At 71.2% G+C, this 15,316-nt stretch carries 17 protein-coding genes; 5 read left to right on the top strand and 12 right to left on the bottom strand.

From position 1 onward, the window contains the following. The first annotated feature begins 55 nt into the window (after positions 1-55). Together ACKI2N_RS06835 and ACKI2N_RS06830 are read left to right on the top strand one after the other, a co-directional pair. On the top strand, positions 56-697 hold the full coding sequence (locus tag ACKI2N_RS06835) for an RNA polymerase sigma factor (RefSeq protein ID WP_420992660.1): 642 nt from the start codon (positions 56-58) through the stop codon (positions 695-697). Further along, on the top strand, positions 694-2,145 hold the full coding sequence (locus ACKI2N_RS06830) for a hypothetical protein (RefSeq protein ID WP_426990639.1): 1,452 nt from the start codon (positions 694-696) through the stop codon (positions 2,143-2,145). Before ACKI2N_RS06835 ends, ACKI2N_RS06830 begins: the two co-directional genes overlap by 4 nt. Before the next feature lie 55 nt (positions 2,146-2,200). On the opposite strand, the gene ACKI2N_RS06825 is transcribed toward ACKI2N_RS06830, so the two are convergent. Continuing rightward, positions 2,201-3,136, bottom strand: a complete 936-nt coding sequence (locus ACKI2N_RS06825) for a LysR family transcriptional regulator (RefSeq protein WP_420992662.1) — start codon at positions 3,134-3,136, stop codon at positions 2,201-2,203. A 166-nt stretch (positions 3,137-3,302) separates the two neighbouring features. On the opposite strand from ACKI2N_RS06825, the gene ACKI2N_RS06820 reads away from it, so the two are divergent. Together ACKI2N_RS06820 and ACKI2N_RS06815 are read left to right on the top strand one after the other, a co-directional pair. Then, positions 3,303-4,565 (top strand): acyl-CoA dehydrogenase family protein, encoded by a 1,263-nt coding sequence (locus tag ACKI2N_RS06820; protein ID WP_420992663.1) that lies wholly within the window; start codon positions 3,303-3,305, stop codon positions 4,563-4,565. 191 nt (positions 4,566-4,756) lie between these two features. Next, complete coding sequence (locus tag ACKI2N_RS06815) at positions 4,757-5,449, top strand: glutathione binding-like protein (protein ID WP_420992664.1); 693 nt, start codon at positions 4,757-4,759, stop codon at positions 5,447-5,449. Positions 5,450-5,480: 31 nt separating this feature from the next. On the opposite strand, the gene ACKI2N_RS06810 is transcribed toward ACKI2N_RS06815, so the two are convergent. Next, a complete protein-coding gene (locus tag ACKI2N_RS06810) occupies positions 5,481-6,266 on the bottom strand; it encodes a hypothetical protein (RefSeq protein ID WP_420992665.1) in 786 nt (261 codons plus the stop codon). Positions 6,267-6,688: 422 nt separating this feature from the next. On the opposite strand from ACKI2N_RS06810, the gene ACKI2N_RS06805 reads away from it, so the two are divergent. Beyond that, positions 6,689-7,081, top strand: a complete 393-nt coding sequence (locus ACKI2N_RS06805) for a helix-turn-helix domain-containing protein (protein ID WP_420992666.1) — start codon at positions 6,689-6,691, stop codon at positions 7,079-7,081. A gap of 61 nt (positions 7,082-7,142) precedes the next feature. Here ACKI2N_RS06805 and ACKI2N_RS06800 read toward each other — a convergent pair whose 3' ends face one another. From ACKI2N_RS06800 to ACKI2N_RS06755, 10 genes are all read right to left on the bottom strand, one after another. Further along, positions 7,143-8,141 carry a threonine ammonia-lyase gene (locus ACKI2N_RS06800; protein WP_420992667.1) on the bottom strand — a complete coding sequence of 333 codons (999 nt, stop codon included), beginning with the start codon at positions 8,139-8,141 and terminating at the stop codon, positions 7,143-7,145. A gap of 354 nt (positions 8,142-8,495) precedes the next feature. Beyond that, positions 8,496-9,125: an urease accessory protein UreG gene (gene ureG / locus ACKI2N_RS06795; RefSeq protein ID WP_420992668.1), complete on the bottom strand. Its 630-nt coding sequence runs from the start codon at positions 9,123-9,125 to the stop codon at positions 8,496-8,498. 34 nt (positions 9,126-9,159) lie between these two features. Then, entirely contained in the window at positions 9,160-9,852 is a 693-nt protein-coding gene (locus ACKI2N_RS06790; protein WP_420992669.1) for an urease accessory protein UreF, read from the bottom strand. Further along, a complete protein-coding gene (locus ACKI2N_RS06785) occupies positions 9,849-10,472 on the bottom strand; it encodes an endonuclease domain-containing protein (protein WP_426990634.1) in 624 nt (207 codons plus the stop codon). The genes ACKI2N_RS06790 and ACKI2N_RS06785 overlap by 4 nt, the downstream gene beginning before the upstream one ends. Before the next feature lie 121 nt (positions 10,473-10,593). Beyond that, positions 10,594-11,196: an urease accessory protein UreE gene (gene ureE / locus ACKI2N_RS06780; RefSeq protein ID WP_420992671.1), complete on the bottom strand. Its 603-nt coding sequence runs from the start codon at positions 11,194-11,196 to the stop codon at positions 10,594-10,596. Positions 11,197-11,216: 20 nt separating this feature from the next. After that, positions 11,217-12,935: an urease subunit alpha gene (gene ureC / locus ACKI2N_RS06775; RefSeq protein WP_420992672.1), complete on the bottom strand. Its 1,719-nt coding sequence runs from the start codon at positions 12,933-12,935 to the stop codon at positions 11,217-11,219. Then, positions 12,935-13,240: an urease subunit beta gene (locus ACKI2N_RS06770; protein ID WP_420992673.1), complete on the bottom strand. Its 306-nt coding sequence runs from the start codon at positions 13,238-13,240 to the stop codon at positions 12,935-12,937. The genes ureC and ACKI2N_RS06770 overlap by 1 nt, the downstream gene beginning before the upstream one ends. A 64-nt stretch (positions 13,241-13,304) precedes the next feature. Next, positions 13,305-13,916, bottom strand: a complete 612-nt coding sequence (locus ACKI2N_RS06765) for a HupE/UreJ family protein (protein WP_426990631.1) — start codon at positions 13,914-13,916, stop codon at positions 13,305-13,307. A gap of 83 nt (positions 13,917-13,999) precedes the next feature. Further along, the gene (locus tag ACKI2N_RS06760; RefSeq protein ID WP_020203657.1) at positions 14,000-14,302 is read right to left on the bottom strand and encodes an urease subunit gamma; all 303 of its coding nucleotides are present in this window, start codon (positions 14,300-14,302) and stop codon (positions 14,000-14,002) included. A 67-nt stretch (positions 14,303-14,369) separates the two neighbouring features. Further along, entirely contained in the window at positions 14,370-15,245 is an 876-nt protein-coding gene (locus tag ACKI2N_RS06755) for an urease accessory protein UreD (RefSeq protein ID WP_420992675.1), read from the bottom strand. Positions 15,246-15,316 lie beyond the last annotated feature (71 nt).

Here is a 15,316-nt window from a genome sequence, read left to right as displayed (position 1 = left end):
GGCACGCACGCGCCCCGTTCGCGGCGGCGCGCAGCGCTGTCATATACTGCCGCGCATGAATGCCTCCGCGCCCGACCGCATGCCCACCGGCACGCACCCCACGCCAGCCACGCCCGCCGCCGGCCTGTCCGCGCTGGCCGATACCGACCTCATGCTGCTGGTCGCCAACGGCCTGATCGAGCAGCCGGTGGCCGAGCTGTTCCGCCGCCACAACGCGGCGCTCTACAACTACGTGGCGTGGCTGTGCCAGGGCAACACGGGCGAGGCCGAAGACGTGACCCAGAAGACCTGGGTCAAGCTGATGACCCGCTGCGGCGACTACCAGCCCGGCGCGGCGCTGCGCACCTTCCTGTTCCAGATCGCGCGCAACACCTGGCTCGACACGCTGCGCGGCGCCTACGAGCGCCAGCGCGACACGCTCGGCGACGACCACCTCGCGCTGCCCGCCGGCGACCTCAGCCCCGAGGCCGAGGCCGCGCTGCGGCAGAACCTGCAAGGCGTGCGGCAGGCGCTGATGGCGCTGCCGGCGGCGCAGCGCGAAGTGATCGTGCTGCGCTTCTTCAGCGAGATGAGCGTGGAGGACATCGCGCAGACGCTGGGCGAGAAGTTCGAGACCGTCAGGAGCCGGCTGCGCTACGCCTTCGCGCGGCTGCGCGAGAGCCTCGCGGCGGCGGCGCCGCAGGAGCGCCGGCCATGAGCGCGGACGAACGATTCATCGCCGGCGAGGACCGGCTCGCGGCGCTGCTGCGCGCGCTGCCGCCGTTCGCGCCGCCGCCCTCGCTGGAGGCCGCGGTCATGGCCGCGGCGCGCGCCGCGCAGGCCACGCGGCAGGCGCGCGCAGCCACGAACGCGAACACGAACGCAGCCGATGGCGCAGCCAGCGCCGATGCCGATGCCGGCGCCACGTTCACCCCGTCCGCCGGCCTGCAGGCCGCCGTGATGGCGGAAGCCGCGCGCCTGCAAGCCGCGCAGGCCGGCCGCCGCGCGGCCGTGCTGGAAGAGGTGCGGCGCGGCGACAGCCCGCAGCGCGTGCTGGGCGCGACGGTCGGCGCGGCAGCGCAGGCGTGGCTGCGCGAACAGGCCGAGGCGCAGCATCAGCAGCAGCAGCAGCAGCAGCAAGAAACGGCTCGGCAGGAAACCGCGTCCGCCCCCGGCCGGCGCGCCGCGCGGCGCCGGTGGCCCGCGCTGGGCGTGCTGGCGGGCACGCTGGGCGTGGCCGCGCTGTCGCTGCAGATCGTGCTCAGGCAGATGGACGCGCGCGACGGCGCGCTGCTGCTGCCGGATGCCCCGCGCACCGCGCACAAGGCAAGCGAGCCGCAGGCCGCGCCGGGCGCGCAAGCGCCCGCGCCTGGACCGGCGCCCGCGGCGAATCGCCAGCCACCGCCCGCGGCCGCGCCGCAGCAACCGCCGCCCGCGGGCGAGCATGCCCCGGCCACCGCCAAGGCACGCCCGGCGCCGCAAGTCCAAGCCGGCCCCGCACCGGATGGCGACGCGGGCGCCGCCCGCGCGGCGGCGGCGCCCGCCACGGCAACACGCGCGGAACGCGCCGTGCCGGCTGCCGGCCCGGCCGCGGCCGCACCGCAAGCCACGCCCCAGGCCGCTCCCCAGGCCGCGCCCCCCCCCGCTCCCGCCCCGGTGGCTCCGCCAGTCCCGCCGGCACCACCACCGCTGCCGGTGCCGGCCGCCCCGCCGGCCCTGGCACCGCGCATCGCCATGCCGGCGCCGGCCGCGCCGCCGCCCCAGCCGGCCGCCATCGCCCCGGTGCCGCCGGTCACGCCCGCCGCGCCGGTGCTGGCCATGCAGGGGCAGCGCTGGGGGCTGCGCGCGGCGCCGTCGGACGAAGCCGTGCACACGCTCGCGCAACCCGCGAAATCCGTGACGATGGGCCTGCGGCTGGAGCCGCAACTGGCGCTGGAGCGCCTGATCCCCGATGCGCCGGGCGCGGAGCAGGCCAGCGCCGCACCGCTGGCCCTGCGCATCACCGCGGCGGCGCCGGACAGCCCCGCGGTCCGCGCCTGGACCGCGCGCTTATGGCAAGCGGTGCCGGCGGCGCGCCGCCCGCCGCTGCCCTACGCGGTGCAGGCCGACAGCGCGCTGCCGCCCGACACCGTGCGCATCGAGCGCATCGACGACGGCGCGCGCTGAACGGCGCGCCGGCAAGAAAGCAGGAAAACGAGCACGAGAACGCGGACGGCCGGCCTCAGCCCGGCGCCGCTTCGCCCCGCCCGCCGCCCAGCGCGGCGATCACCGCCTGCAACTGCTCGCGCAGCCAGCGGTTGGCGCCGTCGTTCTCGCCGCCGGCGTGCCAGTACAGGTGCAGCTCCAGCGACGGCACCTTGAACGGCAGCGACAGCAGCCGGTTGGCGTAGGGCTCGTTGGCGATGCGCGCGTAGCGCAGCGGCAGCGTGGCCAGCAGATCGGTGCAGCTCACCACGCGGCAGGCCGCCGCGTAGTGCTGGCAGCGCAGGCGCACGCGGCGCGTCAGGCCCATGCGGTGCAGCGCCTGGTCTTCCAGCCCGGCGCCGCGCCGGCGCGACGACACATGCACGTGCTCGGCCGCCAGGTAGCGCTCCAGCGTCAGCTCCTTCTTCACCAGCGGATGGTCGCGGCGCGCCAGCACCACCATCGGGTCGGCCATGAAGGGCGTGTGGTGGATGGCGGGCGAGACCGGCAGCAGGATGTCGATGGCGGCGTCGAGCGTGCCGGCCAGCAGCTCGGACTCCATCTCGCGCCGGTCGAAGCGGATCGCCGCGATTTCCACCTGCGGCGCCATCGCGGTCACGCGCGCCATCAGCGGCGGCAGCAGCGTGGATTCCAGCGCGTCGCGCATGCCGATGGTGAAGCGGCGCACGGTGGCGGCCGGGTCGAAGTGCGGCGTGTCCTGCAGCGTGCGCGCGAACGACTGCAGCGCGGCGCGCACCTCGGCGGCCAGCGAGCGCGCCAGCGGCGTGGGCGCCATGCCCTGCCCGCGCCGCTCGAACAGCGGGTCGTCGAACAGGGTGCGCAGGCGCCCCAGCGCGTGGCTCACGGCGGGCTGCGTCAGGTTGAGCTGGCGCGCGGCCGCGGTGATGCTGCCTTCGCTGTAGATGGCGTCGAAGACGACGAAGAGATTGAGGTCGATGCGGGAGAGCTGCATGGCGTCGATTCTGTCACGGAATGCACCCTATTGATACTGGCAAATCCAGAAAATTCATTTTTCTAATTACCTGGATTACGGTAGAGTCCTCTCCAGTCGACGCAGACCGCGTCCGCCGGGGCCGGCAACGGCCTCCAGGCTCTCATTCAGAGGTGGAGGAGACAACATGCAATTCGAGTACACCCCCAAGGTCAAGGAGATGCAGGCCCGCCTGCTGGCCTTCTTCGACAAGCACATCTATCCGAACGAGAAGCGCTTCTACGCGGAAATCCAGGCCAACCGCCAGGCCGGCAACGCCTGGATCCCGACCAAGGTGATCGAGGAGCTCAAGCCGCTGGCGCGCGAAGCCGGCCTGTGGAACCTGTTCCTGCCCCATTCGAAGCGCGCGCCGGAAGGCCTGTCGAACCTCGAATACGCGCCGCTGTGCGAGATCATGGGCCGGGTGCCCTGGTCGGCCGAGGTGTTCAACTGCGCCGCGCCGGACACCGGCAACATGGAAACGCTGGAGCGCTACGCCTCCGAGGAACTCAAGGACCGCTGGCTGGAACCGCTGCTGCGCGGCGAGATCCGCTCGGCCTTCCTGATGACCGAGCCGGCCGTGGCCTCGTCCGACGCCACCAACATCTGCTGCAGCATCGAGCGCGACGGCGACGAGTACGTGATCAACGGCACCAAGTGGTGGTCGTCGGGCGCGGGCGATCCGCGCTGCCAGGTCTACATCGTGATGGGCAAGACCAACCCGGACGCCGGGCGCCATGAACAGCAGTCGATGATCGTGGTGCCGGCCGAGACCCCGGGCATCACCATCAAGCGCTTCCTGCCGGTGTTCGGCTACGACGACGCGCCGCACGGCCACATGGAGATCGAGCTGAAGAACGTGCGCGTGCCGGCGGCCAACATCCTGCTCGGCGAAGGGCGCGGCTTCGAGATCGCCCAGGGCCGCCTCGGCCCGGGCCGCATCCACCATTGCATGCGCAGCATCGGCGTGGCCGAGCGCGCGCTCGAACTGCTGTGCAAGCGCAGCCTGGCGCGCGTGGCGTTCGGCAAGCCGGTGGCGGCCCAGGGCGTGACGCGCGAGCGCATCGCCGAGGCCCGCTGCGACATCGAGATGGCGCGCCTGCTCACGCTCAAGGCCGCGTACATGATGGACACCGTGGGCAACAAGGTGGCCAAGGCCGAGATCGCCATGATCAAGGTGGTGGCGCCGAACATGGCCCTGAAGGTGATCGACTGGGCCATCCAGGTGCATGGCGCGGCCGGCGTCTCCGACGACTTCCCGCTGGCCTCGTGGTGGGCGCACCAGCGCACGCTGCGCCTGGCCGACGGCCCGGACGAGGTGCACCGCAACGCCATCGCCAAGCTGGAACTGGCCAAGCACATGAGCATCAACCCGAACGACATCGACATGCCGGTAACGCGCGGCTTCTGAGCCCGCCGTCGCGGCGGCGGGGCACATCCCCTGCCGCCAGCAGGGAAAACGCGCAGCGTGGTCTGCGCGTTTTTTTCTTCTGTGCTTAAATCGCGCGGTTCGCCACCGCAGTGGTTGAAGCGGCGGCCCACCGTCCGCGCGACACGCCGTGATCGCAGCGATTGCAGCCATTCCCAGGAGCCCCTTCCCCGATGATCGACGTCTATTCCTGGCCCACGCCCAACGGCCACAAGATCCACATCATGCTCGAGGAGTGCGGCCTCGAGTACAAGGTGCATGCCACCAACATCGGCGCCGGCGACCAGTTCGCGCCCGAATTCCTCAAGATCAGCCCGAACAACAAGATCCCCGCCATCGTCGACAGCGACGGCCCGGACGGCCAGCCCATCTCGCTGTTCGAGTCCGGCGCGATCCTGCTCTACCTCGCCGGCAAGACCGGCAAGTTCCTGCCCGAGGACGTGCGCGGCAAGTACGAAGCGCTGCAGTGGCTGATGTTCCAGATGGGCGGCGTCGGCCCGATGCTGGGCCAGGCCCACCATTTCCGCATGTACGCGCCGGAGAAGCTGGAGTACGCCATCAACCGCTACACCAACGAAGCGCGCCGCCTGTACGGCGTGATCGACAAGCGGCTGTCGGCGCATCCGTGGCTGGCCGGCGACATGTACACGGTGGCGGACATCGCCACCTTCCCGTGGCTGCGCAGCTGGCAGAACCAGGGCGTGGAGCTGGACGACTACCCGCATCTGAAGCGCTGGTTCAACGAAATCGCCGAGCGCCCCGCGGTCAAGCGCGGCGTGGAGGTGCTGGCCGGCGTGCGCAAGCCCATCCGCGACGACAAGGAAAAGGAAATCCTGTTCGGCGCCACCCAGTACCAGCGCCGCTGAGCGGCGGCAGCGGCGCGCGCGTGCCGCCCCCTCAGTGCAGCGACACGGCCTGCGCGGCGCCGCCCGCGCCGGCCGGCTCGCGCGCCGGCGCCTGCAGGCAGCACAGCAGGCTGGCCACCGGCTCGAGCGCCTCGATGCGGTACCCCTCGTCCGGATCCGGCGCGAACACCATGCCGGGCTGCAGGTACGCGACCTGGCGCTCGGCATGCGGCCACGGCGAATGCCATTGCAGGCGCAGCGTGCCTTCGTGGCAGGCGGCCCAGTTCAGCCCGCCGGCGCGCAGCCGGTCCGCCCATTCCGGCTCGCCCTCGGCGATCGTCACGAACGCGGCGTTCAGGCGCGGCGGCGCCGGCCGCCCGGCGCGCGCCACGGCATCGGCCGCCCCGCCCCACGCCCGCCAGCGCTCCGCCTGGCCGGCCGCGAACGCATCGAAACTGCTGGTCAGCCCCGCGCCCACCAGCCCCACGGCATGCGGGTCCAGCACCGCGCGGATCAGCACGCTGTCCTGCAGCGCCGCCAGCCGCAGGCGCTCGCCCTGGCGGATCGCGTAGACGCTCCCCGGCGACAGCAGCACCGGCGCGCAGCCCGCCAGCGTGACCTTCACCGCGCCGCACAGGCAGGCCCACCACTCGGCCCGCGCGGTGGCGGTGCCGGGCTGCATCGCGCCCTGCGGCAGGAAGACGTAGTCGCCGCTGCTGCCCAGGCCGGCCGTCTCGGGCACCACCCGGACCTGCAGGCCCACGCGCAATGCCGAAGCCCCGCCACCGGCCAGGATTTCGCCGCGCATCTGCGCCTCGAACAAGGAAAAAATACGCATGACACCCCCTTTTTCCGCTTGATGGAAACATGCCGCGCCGCGCTTCCCCCGGGGGTGATGGCCTTCCGGCCTTGCCCATGCCTGGCCCCGCCGGCCCGGGCCGCATGCCGGCCCGTTTTCGTATGGATCGGACAAGTTCCGGCGCGCGTGGCGATGGCATCATCGGCGCTGGCTACGGGGGCCCGCGCCTGCGGCACCCGGGCCGCGCGCACGGTCGGCAAAAGCCGGCACCCGCCGAGGCGTGGCGCCCGCCGCCTATTACATTCCTTTTACAATTGAGCGGAATTGACAGACGTTTCCGAAACGATTCCGACATCTTCAACGCAATTCAATCCGACACTCATAGTGCGTTCCACTATAAGGCGTCGATACAAAGAGGTCAAACCCTTAACCTCGCTTCGTCTTTCTCCACGAATCGAGCCATGATCGCTGATCCTCTCAAGCTCTTCGGGCTGCACCTGGCGGAACTACGCAAGCAACGCGGCTGGTCGCAGGAAAAACTCGCGCTGGAAAGCGGCATGGCGCGCTCCTACCTCAGCGGCATCGAACGCGGCGTGCGCAATGTCTCCCTCGTCAATATCTGCGCGTTGTCCAGCACGCTGGGCGTCAACCCGGCGGAGATGCTGAACTTCGGCGACGGCAGCGGCAAGGGCGACCGCGGCGCGCTGGTGCTGGAGCAGCGCTGCGCGGAGTTCAACATCACGCCGGCCCAGCGCGTGACCGTGCGGCACATGGCGCTGATGAACGACATCGAGCAGGATGCCATCGCCTCGGTGGCGCGCGTGATCGCTGCGCGGGCGCAGCAGCAGATGTAGTTGACGTAGTTCCCGCGGAGCCGGCCGCGCCGCGTATTGCGTATTGGCCGGCGCCCGCGCGCTAGGCCGCCAGCAGCTCCGCGAAGCGGGCCGCGTCGAGGTTGGCCCCGCATAGCACCAGCGCCACCTTCCTGCCCTCCAGCCGGCCGCGCAGCGGCCCCAGCAGCGCCGCGGTGGACACCGCGGTGGCCGGTTCGGTCGCCAGCTTCATGTCGCGGTAGAGCATGCGCATGGCGTCGCGGATCGCCTCGTCCGAGACCCGCACCATGCCGTCGACGAAGCGGCTGCACACGCCGAAGCTGTAGTCCATCGCATAGGGCGCGCCGAGGCTGTCGGCGACGGTCTCCACGCGCTCGAGCACCTGCGGGCGCCCCGCCTCGAAGCTGTGCGTCATGGCATCGGCCCCCGCCGGCTCGGCGCCGTAGACCTTGCAGGCGGGATTGATCTGCTTGACCGCCGCGGCAATGCCCGCGCACAGGCCGCCGCCGCCCACCGGCACCACCACCGCCTCCAGCCCCGCCACCTGGCGCATCAGCTCCAGCCCCACCGTGCCCGTGCCCTGCACGATCAGCGGGCCATCGAACGGATGGACCATGGTGCGGCCTTCCTGCGCCGCCAGCTGCTGCGCGTGCGCGAAGGCGGCGTGCACGTCCGGCAGCAACACCACCTGCGCGCCCCACTCGCGGCACGCCGCCACGCGCGCCGGGCTGGCGCCGGCCGGCATCACCAGCTTGGCGCCCACATCCGCCACCTTGGCGGCATAGGCCACCGCCATGGCATGGTTGCCGGCGCTCGCGGCCACCACGCCACGCCGGCGCGCGGCGGCATCGAGCCGCGCCATGCTGTTGAGCGCGCCGCGCAGCTTGAAGGTGCCGGTGAGCTGGAACAGCTCCATCTTGAGCCACACTTCGGTGGCCGGGTCGAGTTGCTGCATCGCGCCGGTCTGCCAGCGCCATACGGGGGTTTCCAGCACGTGGCCGCGCAGGCGCCGGGCTGTGTCCTGGATCTCGGCCAGGACGGGATAACTGGCGTGGGCGCGCAGCTCGGGAAGGTCGGACATCGGGATTCTCCATCGGATCGGAAGTCGCGCGCAGGCCGGGCGGCGTGCGCGGTCAGACGGACCACGGGCCACCGAGCACCAGCCAAAGCCGCAGCTCAGCGACCCCGGATAATTCGAATGATGGAGAAAGCGGAAGAAGAGAAAGCGGAAGAGGAGCCGGCGCCAGAAAGCGCCAGGCATGACGGCGCGGCGCCCATGCGTGCGGCGGCGTCACCGGAATCGGTGGCGCGGCACGGCGAGGAAGGGGCGAGGAAAACGCGCGGCATAGGCGGGCAAGTATGCCACAAGCCGCCGGCGGCGCAAACGCGGCGATGCCGGCTTGTCGCGCGCCGGCGCGGCTGAAAAGCTGCCTGGCTAGATGCCGAGCATGCCCTGCCGCTCGATGAAGGCGATCACCTCGGCCAGCCCCTGGCCCGACTTCACGCTGCCCATCACGAACGGGCGCGCGCCGCGCATCTTGCGCGCATCGCTTTCCATCACGTCGAGGTTGGCGCCCACATAGGGCGCCAGGTCGGTCTTGTTGATCACCAGCAGGTCCGACTTGGTGATGCCGGGCCCGCCTTTGCGCGGGATCTTCTCGCCGCCGGCCACGTCGATCACGTAGATGGTCAGGTCCGACAGTTCCGGGCTGAAGGTGGCCGCAAGGTTGTCGCCGCCCGATTCGATGAAGACGATGTCGGCATCGGGAAACTTCGCCAGCATGCGGTCCACCGCTTCGAGGTTGATCGAGGCATCCTCACGGATGGCGGTATGCGGGCAGCCGCCGGTCTCCACGCCCATGATGCGCTCGGCCGGCAAGGCGCCCGAGACGGTCAGCAGGCGCTGGTCTTCCTTGGTGTAGATGTCGTTGGTGATGGCCACCAGGTCATAGCGCTCGCGCATGGCCTTGCACAGCATCTCCAGCAAGGTGGTCTTGCCGGAACCGACGGGGCCGCCCACGCCGACGCGCAGCGGGGGATTCTTCTTGGTACGGGCCTGGGTCATGATCGGGAATCGTGTCTCGGTGAAGATCGGCCGCTCAGGAACGGAACAGCCGGGAATACTGGGTTTCGTGGCGGGCCGACAGCAGGCCCAGCATCGGCGAGAAGGTCGACAACGCCGGCGGCCCGGCATCGGCGCGGCGCAGCGCCTCGCCGACGGCCTGCGCCACGGCCGCATGCAGCCGCCGCAGGATGTGCTGGCCGGCCACCTGCCCCAGCGGCACCGCCTTGAGCGCCGCGGCCACCTGGTTCTCGGCCCAGCTGAAGCAATAGGCCGCCAGCCCGTCGCGCTCGTCCACGCCGAGCGCCACGCACGCCGCGGCAAAGGCCGTGGGCAGGCACACCGGCGACAGCGCCGCGAGCTGCGTGCGCAGTGCGCCGTCGCCCCACTCCATCTGCGCGACCAGCCGCGCCAGCGACCAGCCCATCTGCTCGGTCTCCAGCCGCAGCTCCGCGCTCTCGCGCGTGGCGAGGAACCAGTCGTTCCACTGCGCCACGCCGGCGGCGTCACGCGCCTGCCAGCCGCGGAACAGCAGCAGCCACACCGGCGCCTCGCACTGCGCCTGCACGTCCAGCAGGTTGCTGCGCACCCATTGCTCGGCGCTCGCGGCGTCGTGCACCAGGCCGCACTCGATGGCGGCCTCCAGCCCCTGCGAATAGCTGAAGCCGCCGATGGGCAGCGCGGGCGAGGCCAGGTGCAGGAGGGAGATCAGCTGGGAGAGCTGGGTCATGAATGGCCCTTTTCTCGTTGCCTCGCGGCGGTGGCTGGCATCGCGGAAGCATTCGGCTCCGGCGCGCGCTTGCCCTCTCCCCCTGCCCCTCTCCCGCTTGCGGGAGAGGGGAGCTTGTGCGGAGACGATGTGGCCGTACTCAAACATCCTCGCAAACCGACGGTTTGCGCCTCTCCCCCGCTTGCGGGAGAGAGGAACTCGTGCGGAGACGATTTCGCCTTGTTCGAACCCCCTCGCAGACCGACGGTTTGCTCCCCTCTCCCGCTTGCGGGAGAGGGGCCGGGGGAGAGGGCCGGCGCGTCCACGTGCCCCAGCCTCAGCGCCACCTCGCGCACCCGTTCGAGCACGGCACCGGTCTGGCCCAGCACCTCGTTGTTCCAGAAACGCAGGACGGTGTAGCCGTTACGCTGGAACCAGGCATCGCGCCTGGCGTCGGAAATGTCGCCATGCTGCCCGCCATCGGCCTCGATCACCAGCTTCAGTTCCAGGCAAACGAAGTCGGCGATGAACGGGCCGAGCTGCTTCTGGCGCCTGATCTTCAAACCGAGGAAACGATGCGCACGGAAGTGGTACCAGAGACGCTGCTCCGCCTCGGTCTGGCTGGCACGTAGCGATTTCACGAATGCGGGCTCCGGCGCGCGCTTGCCCTCTCCCCCTGCCCCTCTCCCGCTTGCGGGAGAGGGGAGTTCGGTTGTCGGCCGATTGGACAGCGGTGGTGTCTTCATGCGCCAGCCTGCGGGCTCAATGCTTGTGGTCGTGGCCGCAATGCGCATCGTGCACGTGGCCATGGTCGTGCGCATGCCCATGATCGTGATCGTGGCTATGCCCATGATGCTCATGGAACACCGCCTGCGCCGCCGCGTAGTCCTCGGCGAACGTGGCGTCGTGCCCGTGCTTGTGGCCGCCGCCGTAGGCGCCCGCTTCCGGCTCGAACGGCAGTTCGGCGCGTCCGGCCTGCACGCCGAGGCGCGCGAGCATGTCGGCCAGCACGGGGTCGTACTCCAGGCGCAGGTAGTCGCGCCCCACTTCCACCGGCGTGTGGCGGTTGCCGAGGTGGTAGGCGGCGCGCATCAGCGCCTGCGGGTCGCTGGCGCCGACCTGCAGCACCGATTCCGCCGCGGCCTGCACCTCGACGAAGACGCCGCTTTCGGTGACCAGCAGGTCGCCGCCGCGCAGCACCGTGCCGCGCGGCAGGAACAGCGCCACTTCCTCGCCGTTGTCCAGCGTGGCGCGCAGGCGGCTCTTGCTGCGTTCGGCGAAGGGCAGCACCAGCTTGGGCGCGCGGCGCACCAGCACGGCGGCGATGCCGTGCGGGGCGCTGAGGTGTTTGTCGATCTTCTGCAAGGCGGGCTCGGGACGGGAACTCAGAACAGGAAATAGCGCTGCGCCATCGGCAGCACGGTGGCCGGCTCGCACATCAGCAACTGGCCGTCGGCGACGACCTGGTAGGTCTCGGGATCGACCGTGACGTGCGGCTGCCAGTCATTGTGCACCATGTCGCGCTTGCTCACGGTGCGCGTGCCGCGCACCGCCGCGAGCGTTTTCTCCAGCCCATAGCGGCCGCCCACGTCGGCGGCCAGCGCGGCCTGCGAGACGAAGGTCAGCGACGACTTGTGCAGCGCGCGCCCGGCCGCGGCGAACATCGGCCGGTAGTGCACCGGCTGCGGCGTGGGGATCGACGCGTTGGGGTCGCCCATCGCGGCCGCGGCGATCATGCCGCCCTTGAGGATCAGGCTCGGCTTGACGCCGAAGAAGGCGGGCTTCCACAGCACCAGGTCGGCCCACTTGCCGACCTCGACCGAGCCGACCTCGTGGGCGATGCCGTGCGTGAGCGCGGGGTTGATGGTGTACTTGGCGATATAGCGCTTGACGCGGAAGTTGTCGTGCCCGCCGCGCGCGTCGTTGGGATCGCCGGGCAGCTTGCCGCGCTGCGCGGCCATCTTGTGCGCGGTCTGCCAGGTGCGGATGATGACCTCGCCCACGCGGCCCATGGCCTGCGAGTCGCTGGAGATCATCGAGAACGCGCCGAGGTCGTGCAGGATGTCCTCGGCGGCGATGGTCTCGCGGCGGATGCGGCTTTCGGCGAAGGCGATGTCCTCGGCGATGGACGGGTCCAGGTGGTGGCACACCATCAGCATGTCGAGGTGCTCGTCGAGCGTGTTGACGGTATAGGGCCGCGTCGGGTTGGTCGACGACGGCAATACGTTGGCCTCGCCGCATACCTTGATGATGTCGGGCGCGTGGCCGCCGCCAGCGCCTTCGGTATGGTACGTGTGGATGGTGCGGCCCTTGAACGCGGCCACCGTGGCCTCGACGAAGCCGGCCTCGTTGAGCGTGTCGGTGTGGATCGCCACCTGGGTGTCGGTGGCGTCGGCCACGGTGAGGCAGGTGTCGATGGCCGCCGGCGTGGTGCCCCAGTCCTCGTGCAGCTTGAGGCCGATCGCGCCGGCCTCCACCTGCTCGGTCAGCGGCCCGGGCTGGCTGGCGTTGCCCTTGCCGAGCAGGCCGATGTTCATCGGATAGGCTTCCACCGCCTGCAGCATGCGCTCCATGAACCACGGCCCCGGCGTCACCGTGGTGGCGAAGGTGCCGGTGGCCGGGCCGGTGCCGCCGCCGATCATGGTGGTGACGCCGCTCATCAGCGCTTCCTCGATCTGCTGCGGGCAGATGAAGTGGATGTGGCTGTCGATGCCGCCGGCCGTGACGATCATGCCCTCGCCCGCGATCACCTCGGTGCCGGGCCCGACCACGATGGTCACGCCGGGCTGGATGTCCGGGTTGCCGGCCTTGCCGATGGATGCGATGCGCCCGTCCTTGAGGCCGATGTCGGCCTTGACGATGCCCCAGTGGTCGACGATCAGGGCATTGGTGATGACGGTGTCGACGCAGTCCCTGGCCATGCGCTGGCTCTGGCCCATGCCATCGCGGATCACCTTGCCGCCGCCGAACTTCACTTCCTCGCCGTAGATGGTGAAGTCCTTCTCGACTTCGATCACCAGCCCGGTGTCGGCCAGCCGCAGCCGGTCGCCGGTGGTGGGGCCGAACATCTCGGCGTAGGCCTGCCTGGAGATTTTCACGCTCATCACAGCGCTCCCATGATCTTGGCGTTGAAGCCGTAGACGATGCGCGCGCCGTCCAGCGCCACCAGCTCGACCGTGCGGCTCTGGCCCGGCTCGAAGCGCACCGCGGTGCCGGCGGCGATGTTCAGGCGGAAGCCGCGCGCGGCCTCGCGGTCGAAGTCGAGCGCGGCATTGGTCTCGTAGAAATGGAAATGCGAGCCGACCTGCACCGGCCGGTCGCCGGTGTTGGCCACCGTCACGCTGACCATCTGGCGGCCGGCGTTGAGTTCGATCTCGCCCTCGGCGGGCATCAGTTCACCGGGAATCATGTCGGGTTCCTTGTCGACGTTGCCAACGCGATGCGAAAGCGGCCCACGGCCGCGCCGGGCTGCATCAGGCCACCATCAGGCCGACGCCGTACAGCGCCACGCCCGCGCCGGCCGCGCGCGCGAGCCAGCCGGCGTGGCGGCGCAGCACCTGCCCCACGCCGATGCCGCCCAGGTGCAGCGCCATGGTGGCGACGGTGAAGCCGCCCACGTAGGCGGCCGCCGCCGGCAGCGCGCCCGCCGCGGTCGGCAGCTCGGCACCGTGCGCGTAGCCGTGGAACACGGCGAAGCCGCCGACGATGGCCATGCCGGCCCACGCCGGCAGCCTGGCGCGCAGCGCCACCAGCAAGCCGATCACCAGCAGCGAGGCGGCGATCATCGGCTCCACCAGCGGCAGCCCCGCCCCCGCCAGCCCGAGAGCGGCGCCGGCCAGCATCAGCGCGACGAACACGAACGGCATGCGCAGCGCCTCGCGCGGCGAGCGCGCGCCCAGCGCGCTCCACACGCCCACGCCGGCCATGGCCAGCAGGTGGTCCATGCCGGTGAACGGATGCAGCAGGCCCGCCCACAGGCTGGCGCCGACGGTGGCGGCATCGTGGCCGGGGTGGGCGATGGCGGCGGCGCTGGCCAGCGCCAGGGAAGCGCCCACGATGGCGCGCGCGCGGTTGGAACGGTTCATGTCTTGATGCCTCGTGTTTTTGTTGGACAGGGTGCGGCAGGGTTCGGCAGGTTGGGGCGGGGTGCGGCGCGGCGCGGCGCGCCTCAGACGATCGGGTGATGCACCGTGACCAGCTTGGTGCCGTCCGGGAAAGTGGCTTCGACCTGGATCTCCGGGATCAGCTCGGCCACGCCGTCCATCACGTCCTCGCGCGTCAGCACGGTGGTGCCTTCGTGCATCAGCTCGGCCACGGTGCGGCCGTCGCGCGCGCCCTCCATGATGGCGGCGGTGATGAGCGCCACCGCTTCCGGGTAATTGAGCTTGAGCCCGCGCGCGCGGCGGCGTTCGGCCAGCAGCGCGGCGGTGAAGATCAGCAGCTTGTCTTTCTCTCGCGGAGTCAGTTCCATCTGGTTCGTCCCGTTGTCGTTGGTATCGTGCCGGCGCCGCCCGCGGCGGCGCCCGCCATGTCGCCGGTCATGTCGCCCATAGCCGCAGCGGCCGCGCCGGCACGCCGTGCATGGGCTCGCGCAGCAGGCCCCACGCCCGCACCAGCAGTTCCCGCACGGCTTCCATGCGCGCGCCCAGCACGCGCAGCAGCAGCATCGGCTGGCCGTCCTGCTCCAGGCGCGTCACGCCGGCGCGCAGGTCGGCGCGGTACGGCAGCGTTTGCGCCAGCGCCTCGGCCAGCGCCGGCGTGGCGCCCTCGCCCACCGCCCACAGCGTGCCCATGACATTGAGGCCGTCCAGCCCGGCCGGCGCATGGCGCAGCGCGGAGCCGGCCTCGAGCTGCGCGCTCTCGATCCACAAGGCGCGCCGGCCGCCGGCCAGCGCGATGCGCGTATCCATGTGCAGCGTGCCGCGCGACCACGTCTCGCCGCTGGCCTGGCGCCCCAGCACGACGGCGTCCCAGCCGATCGCGCTGGCGCCGGGCGCCACCGTCACCGTGGTGGCCAGGCGCGCGTGCGCGTCGTCGAACACGATGTTCTCCTGCGGCAGCCAGTCCAGCCGCGCGCCCGCTTCCAGCGTCAGCGTGACGCGCTGCGCGGCCTCGCGGCCGAGCGACTTGTACCACTTGGTCGCGCCCGGGGTGGCGACCACGGCATGCGCGCCGGCACCCGCCACCAGGTCGATCTGCAGGCTGTCGCCGCCGGCGATGCCGGCGGGCGGATGCAGGATCACCGCATGGCAGATGCCGCCCTCGGGATAGAGCGGCTTCTGCACCAGCAGCGGGCCGCGGTGGCGGCGCTCGACCAGCGCGGTGCGCTCGCCGCGCGCGGCAAAGCCCAGGCACAGGCTGGCCTCCCATGCGGGCGGCACGGCCAGGGTCGAAGGAAAGTCAGGATGACGCATGAAGGCTTGGAAGGCGGGCGCCGCCGGGGGCATGCGCGGCGCGCGTGATGCGGGCATCATAGCGCGCGGCC

Origin of the sequence: Cupriavidus sp. 30B13 (assembly GCF_049059565.2) — a bacterium.
In the GTDB taxonomy this organism is placed as follows: domain Bacteria; phylum Pseudomonadota; class Gammaproteobacteria; order Burkholderiales; family Burkholderiaceae; genus Cupriavidus.
Note: the sequence above shows the minus strand (reverse complement) of the source record. Positions and strands in the feature narration are given on the sequence as shown.

Bases quoted from the DNA above. Each gene is read 5' to 3' on its own strand.
- ACKI2N_RS06755 (WP_420992675.1), bottom strand. From the start codon at position 15,245: ATGCGTCATCCTGACTTTCCTTCGACCCTGGCCGTGCCGCCCGCATGG.
- ACKI2N_RS06820 (WP_420992663.1), top strand. From the start codon at position 3,303: ATGCAATTCGAGTACACCCCCAAGGTCAAGGAGATGCAGGCCCGCCTG.
- ACKI2N_RS06770 (WP_420992673.1), bottom strand. From the start codon at position 13,240: ATGATTCCCGGTGAACTGATGCCCGCCGAGGGCGAGATCGAACTCAAC.
- ureG (WP_420992668.1), bottom strand. From the start codon at position 9,125: ATGACCCAGGCCCGTACCAAGAAGAATCCCCCGCTGCGCGTCGGCGTG.
- ACKI2N_RS06825 (WP_420992662.1), bottom strand. From the start codon at position 3,136: ATGCAGCTCTCCCGCATCGACCTCAATCTCTTCGTCGTCTTCGACGCC.
- ACKI2N_RS06800 (WP_420992667.1), bottom strand. From the start codon at position 8,141: ATGTCCGACCTTCCCGAGCTGCGCGCCCACGCCAGTTATCCCGTCCTG.
- ACKI2N_RS06760 (WP_020203657.1), bottom strand. From the start codon at position 14,302: ATGGAACTGACTCCGCGAGAGAAAGACAAGCTGCTGATCTTCACCGCC.
- ACKI2N_RS06765 (WP_426990631.1), bottom strand. From the start codon at position 13,916: ATGAACCGTTCCAACCGCGCGCGCGCCATCGTGGGCGCTTCCCTGGCG.
- ACKI2N_RS06805 (WP_420992666.1), top strand. From the start codon at position 6,689: ATGATCGCTGATCCTCTCAAGCTCTTCGGGCTGCACCTGGCGGAACTA.
- ACKI2N_RS06815 (WP_420992664.1), top strand. From the start codon at position 4,757: ATGATCGACGTCTATTCCTGGCCCACGCCCAACGGCCACAAGATCCAC.
- ACKI2N_RS06835 (WP_420992660.1), top strand. From the start codon at position 56: ATGAATGCCTCCGCGCCCGACCGCATGCCCACCGGCACGCACCCCACG.
- ACKI2N_RS06790 (WP_420992669.1), bottom strand. From the start codon at position 9,852: ATGACCCAGCTCTCCCAGCTGATCTCCCTCCTGCACCTGGCCTCGCCC.
- ureC (WP_420992672.1), bottom strand. From the start codon at position 12,935: ATGAGCGTGAAAATCTCCAGGCAGGCCTACGCCGAGATGTTCGGCCCC.
- ACKI2N_RS06830 (WP_426990639.1), top strand. From the start codon at position 694: ATGAGCGCGGACGAACGATTCATCGCCGGCGAGGACCGGCTCGCGGCG.
- ACKI2N_RS06810 (WP_420992665.1), bottom strand. From the start codon at position 6,266: ATGCGTATTTTTTCCTTGTTCGAGGCGCAGATGCGCGGCGAAATCCTG.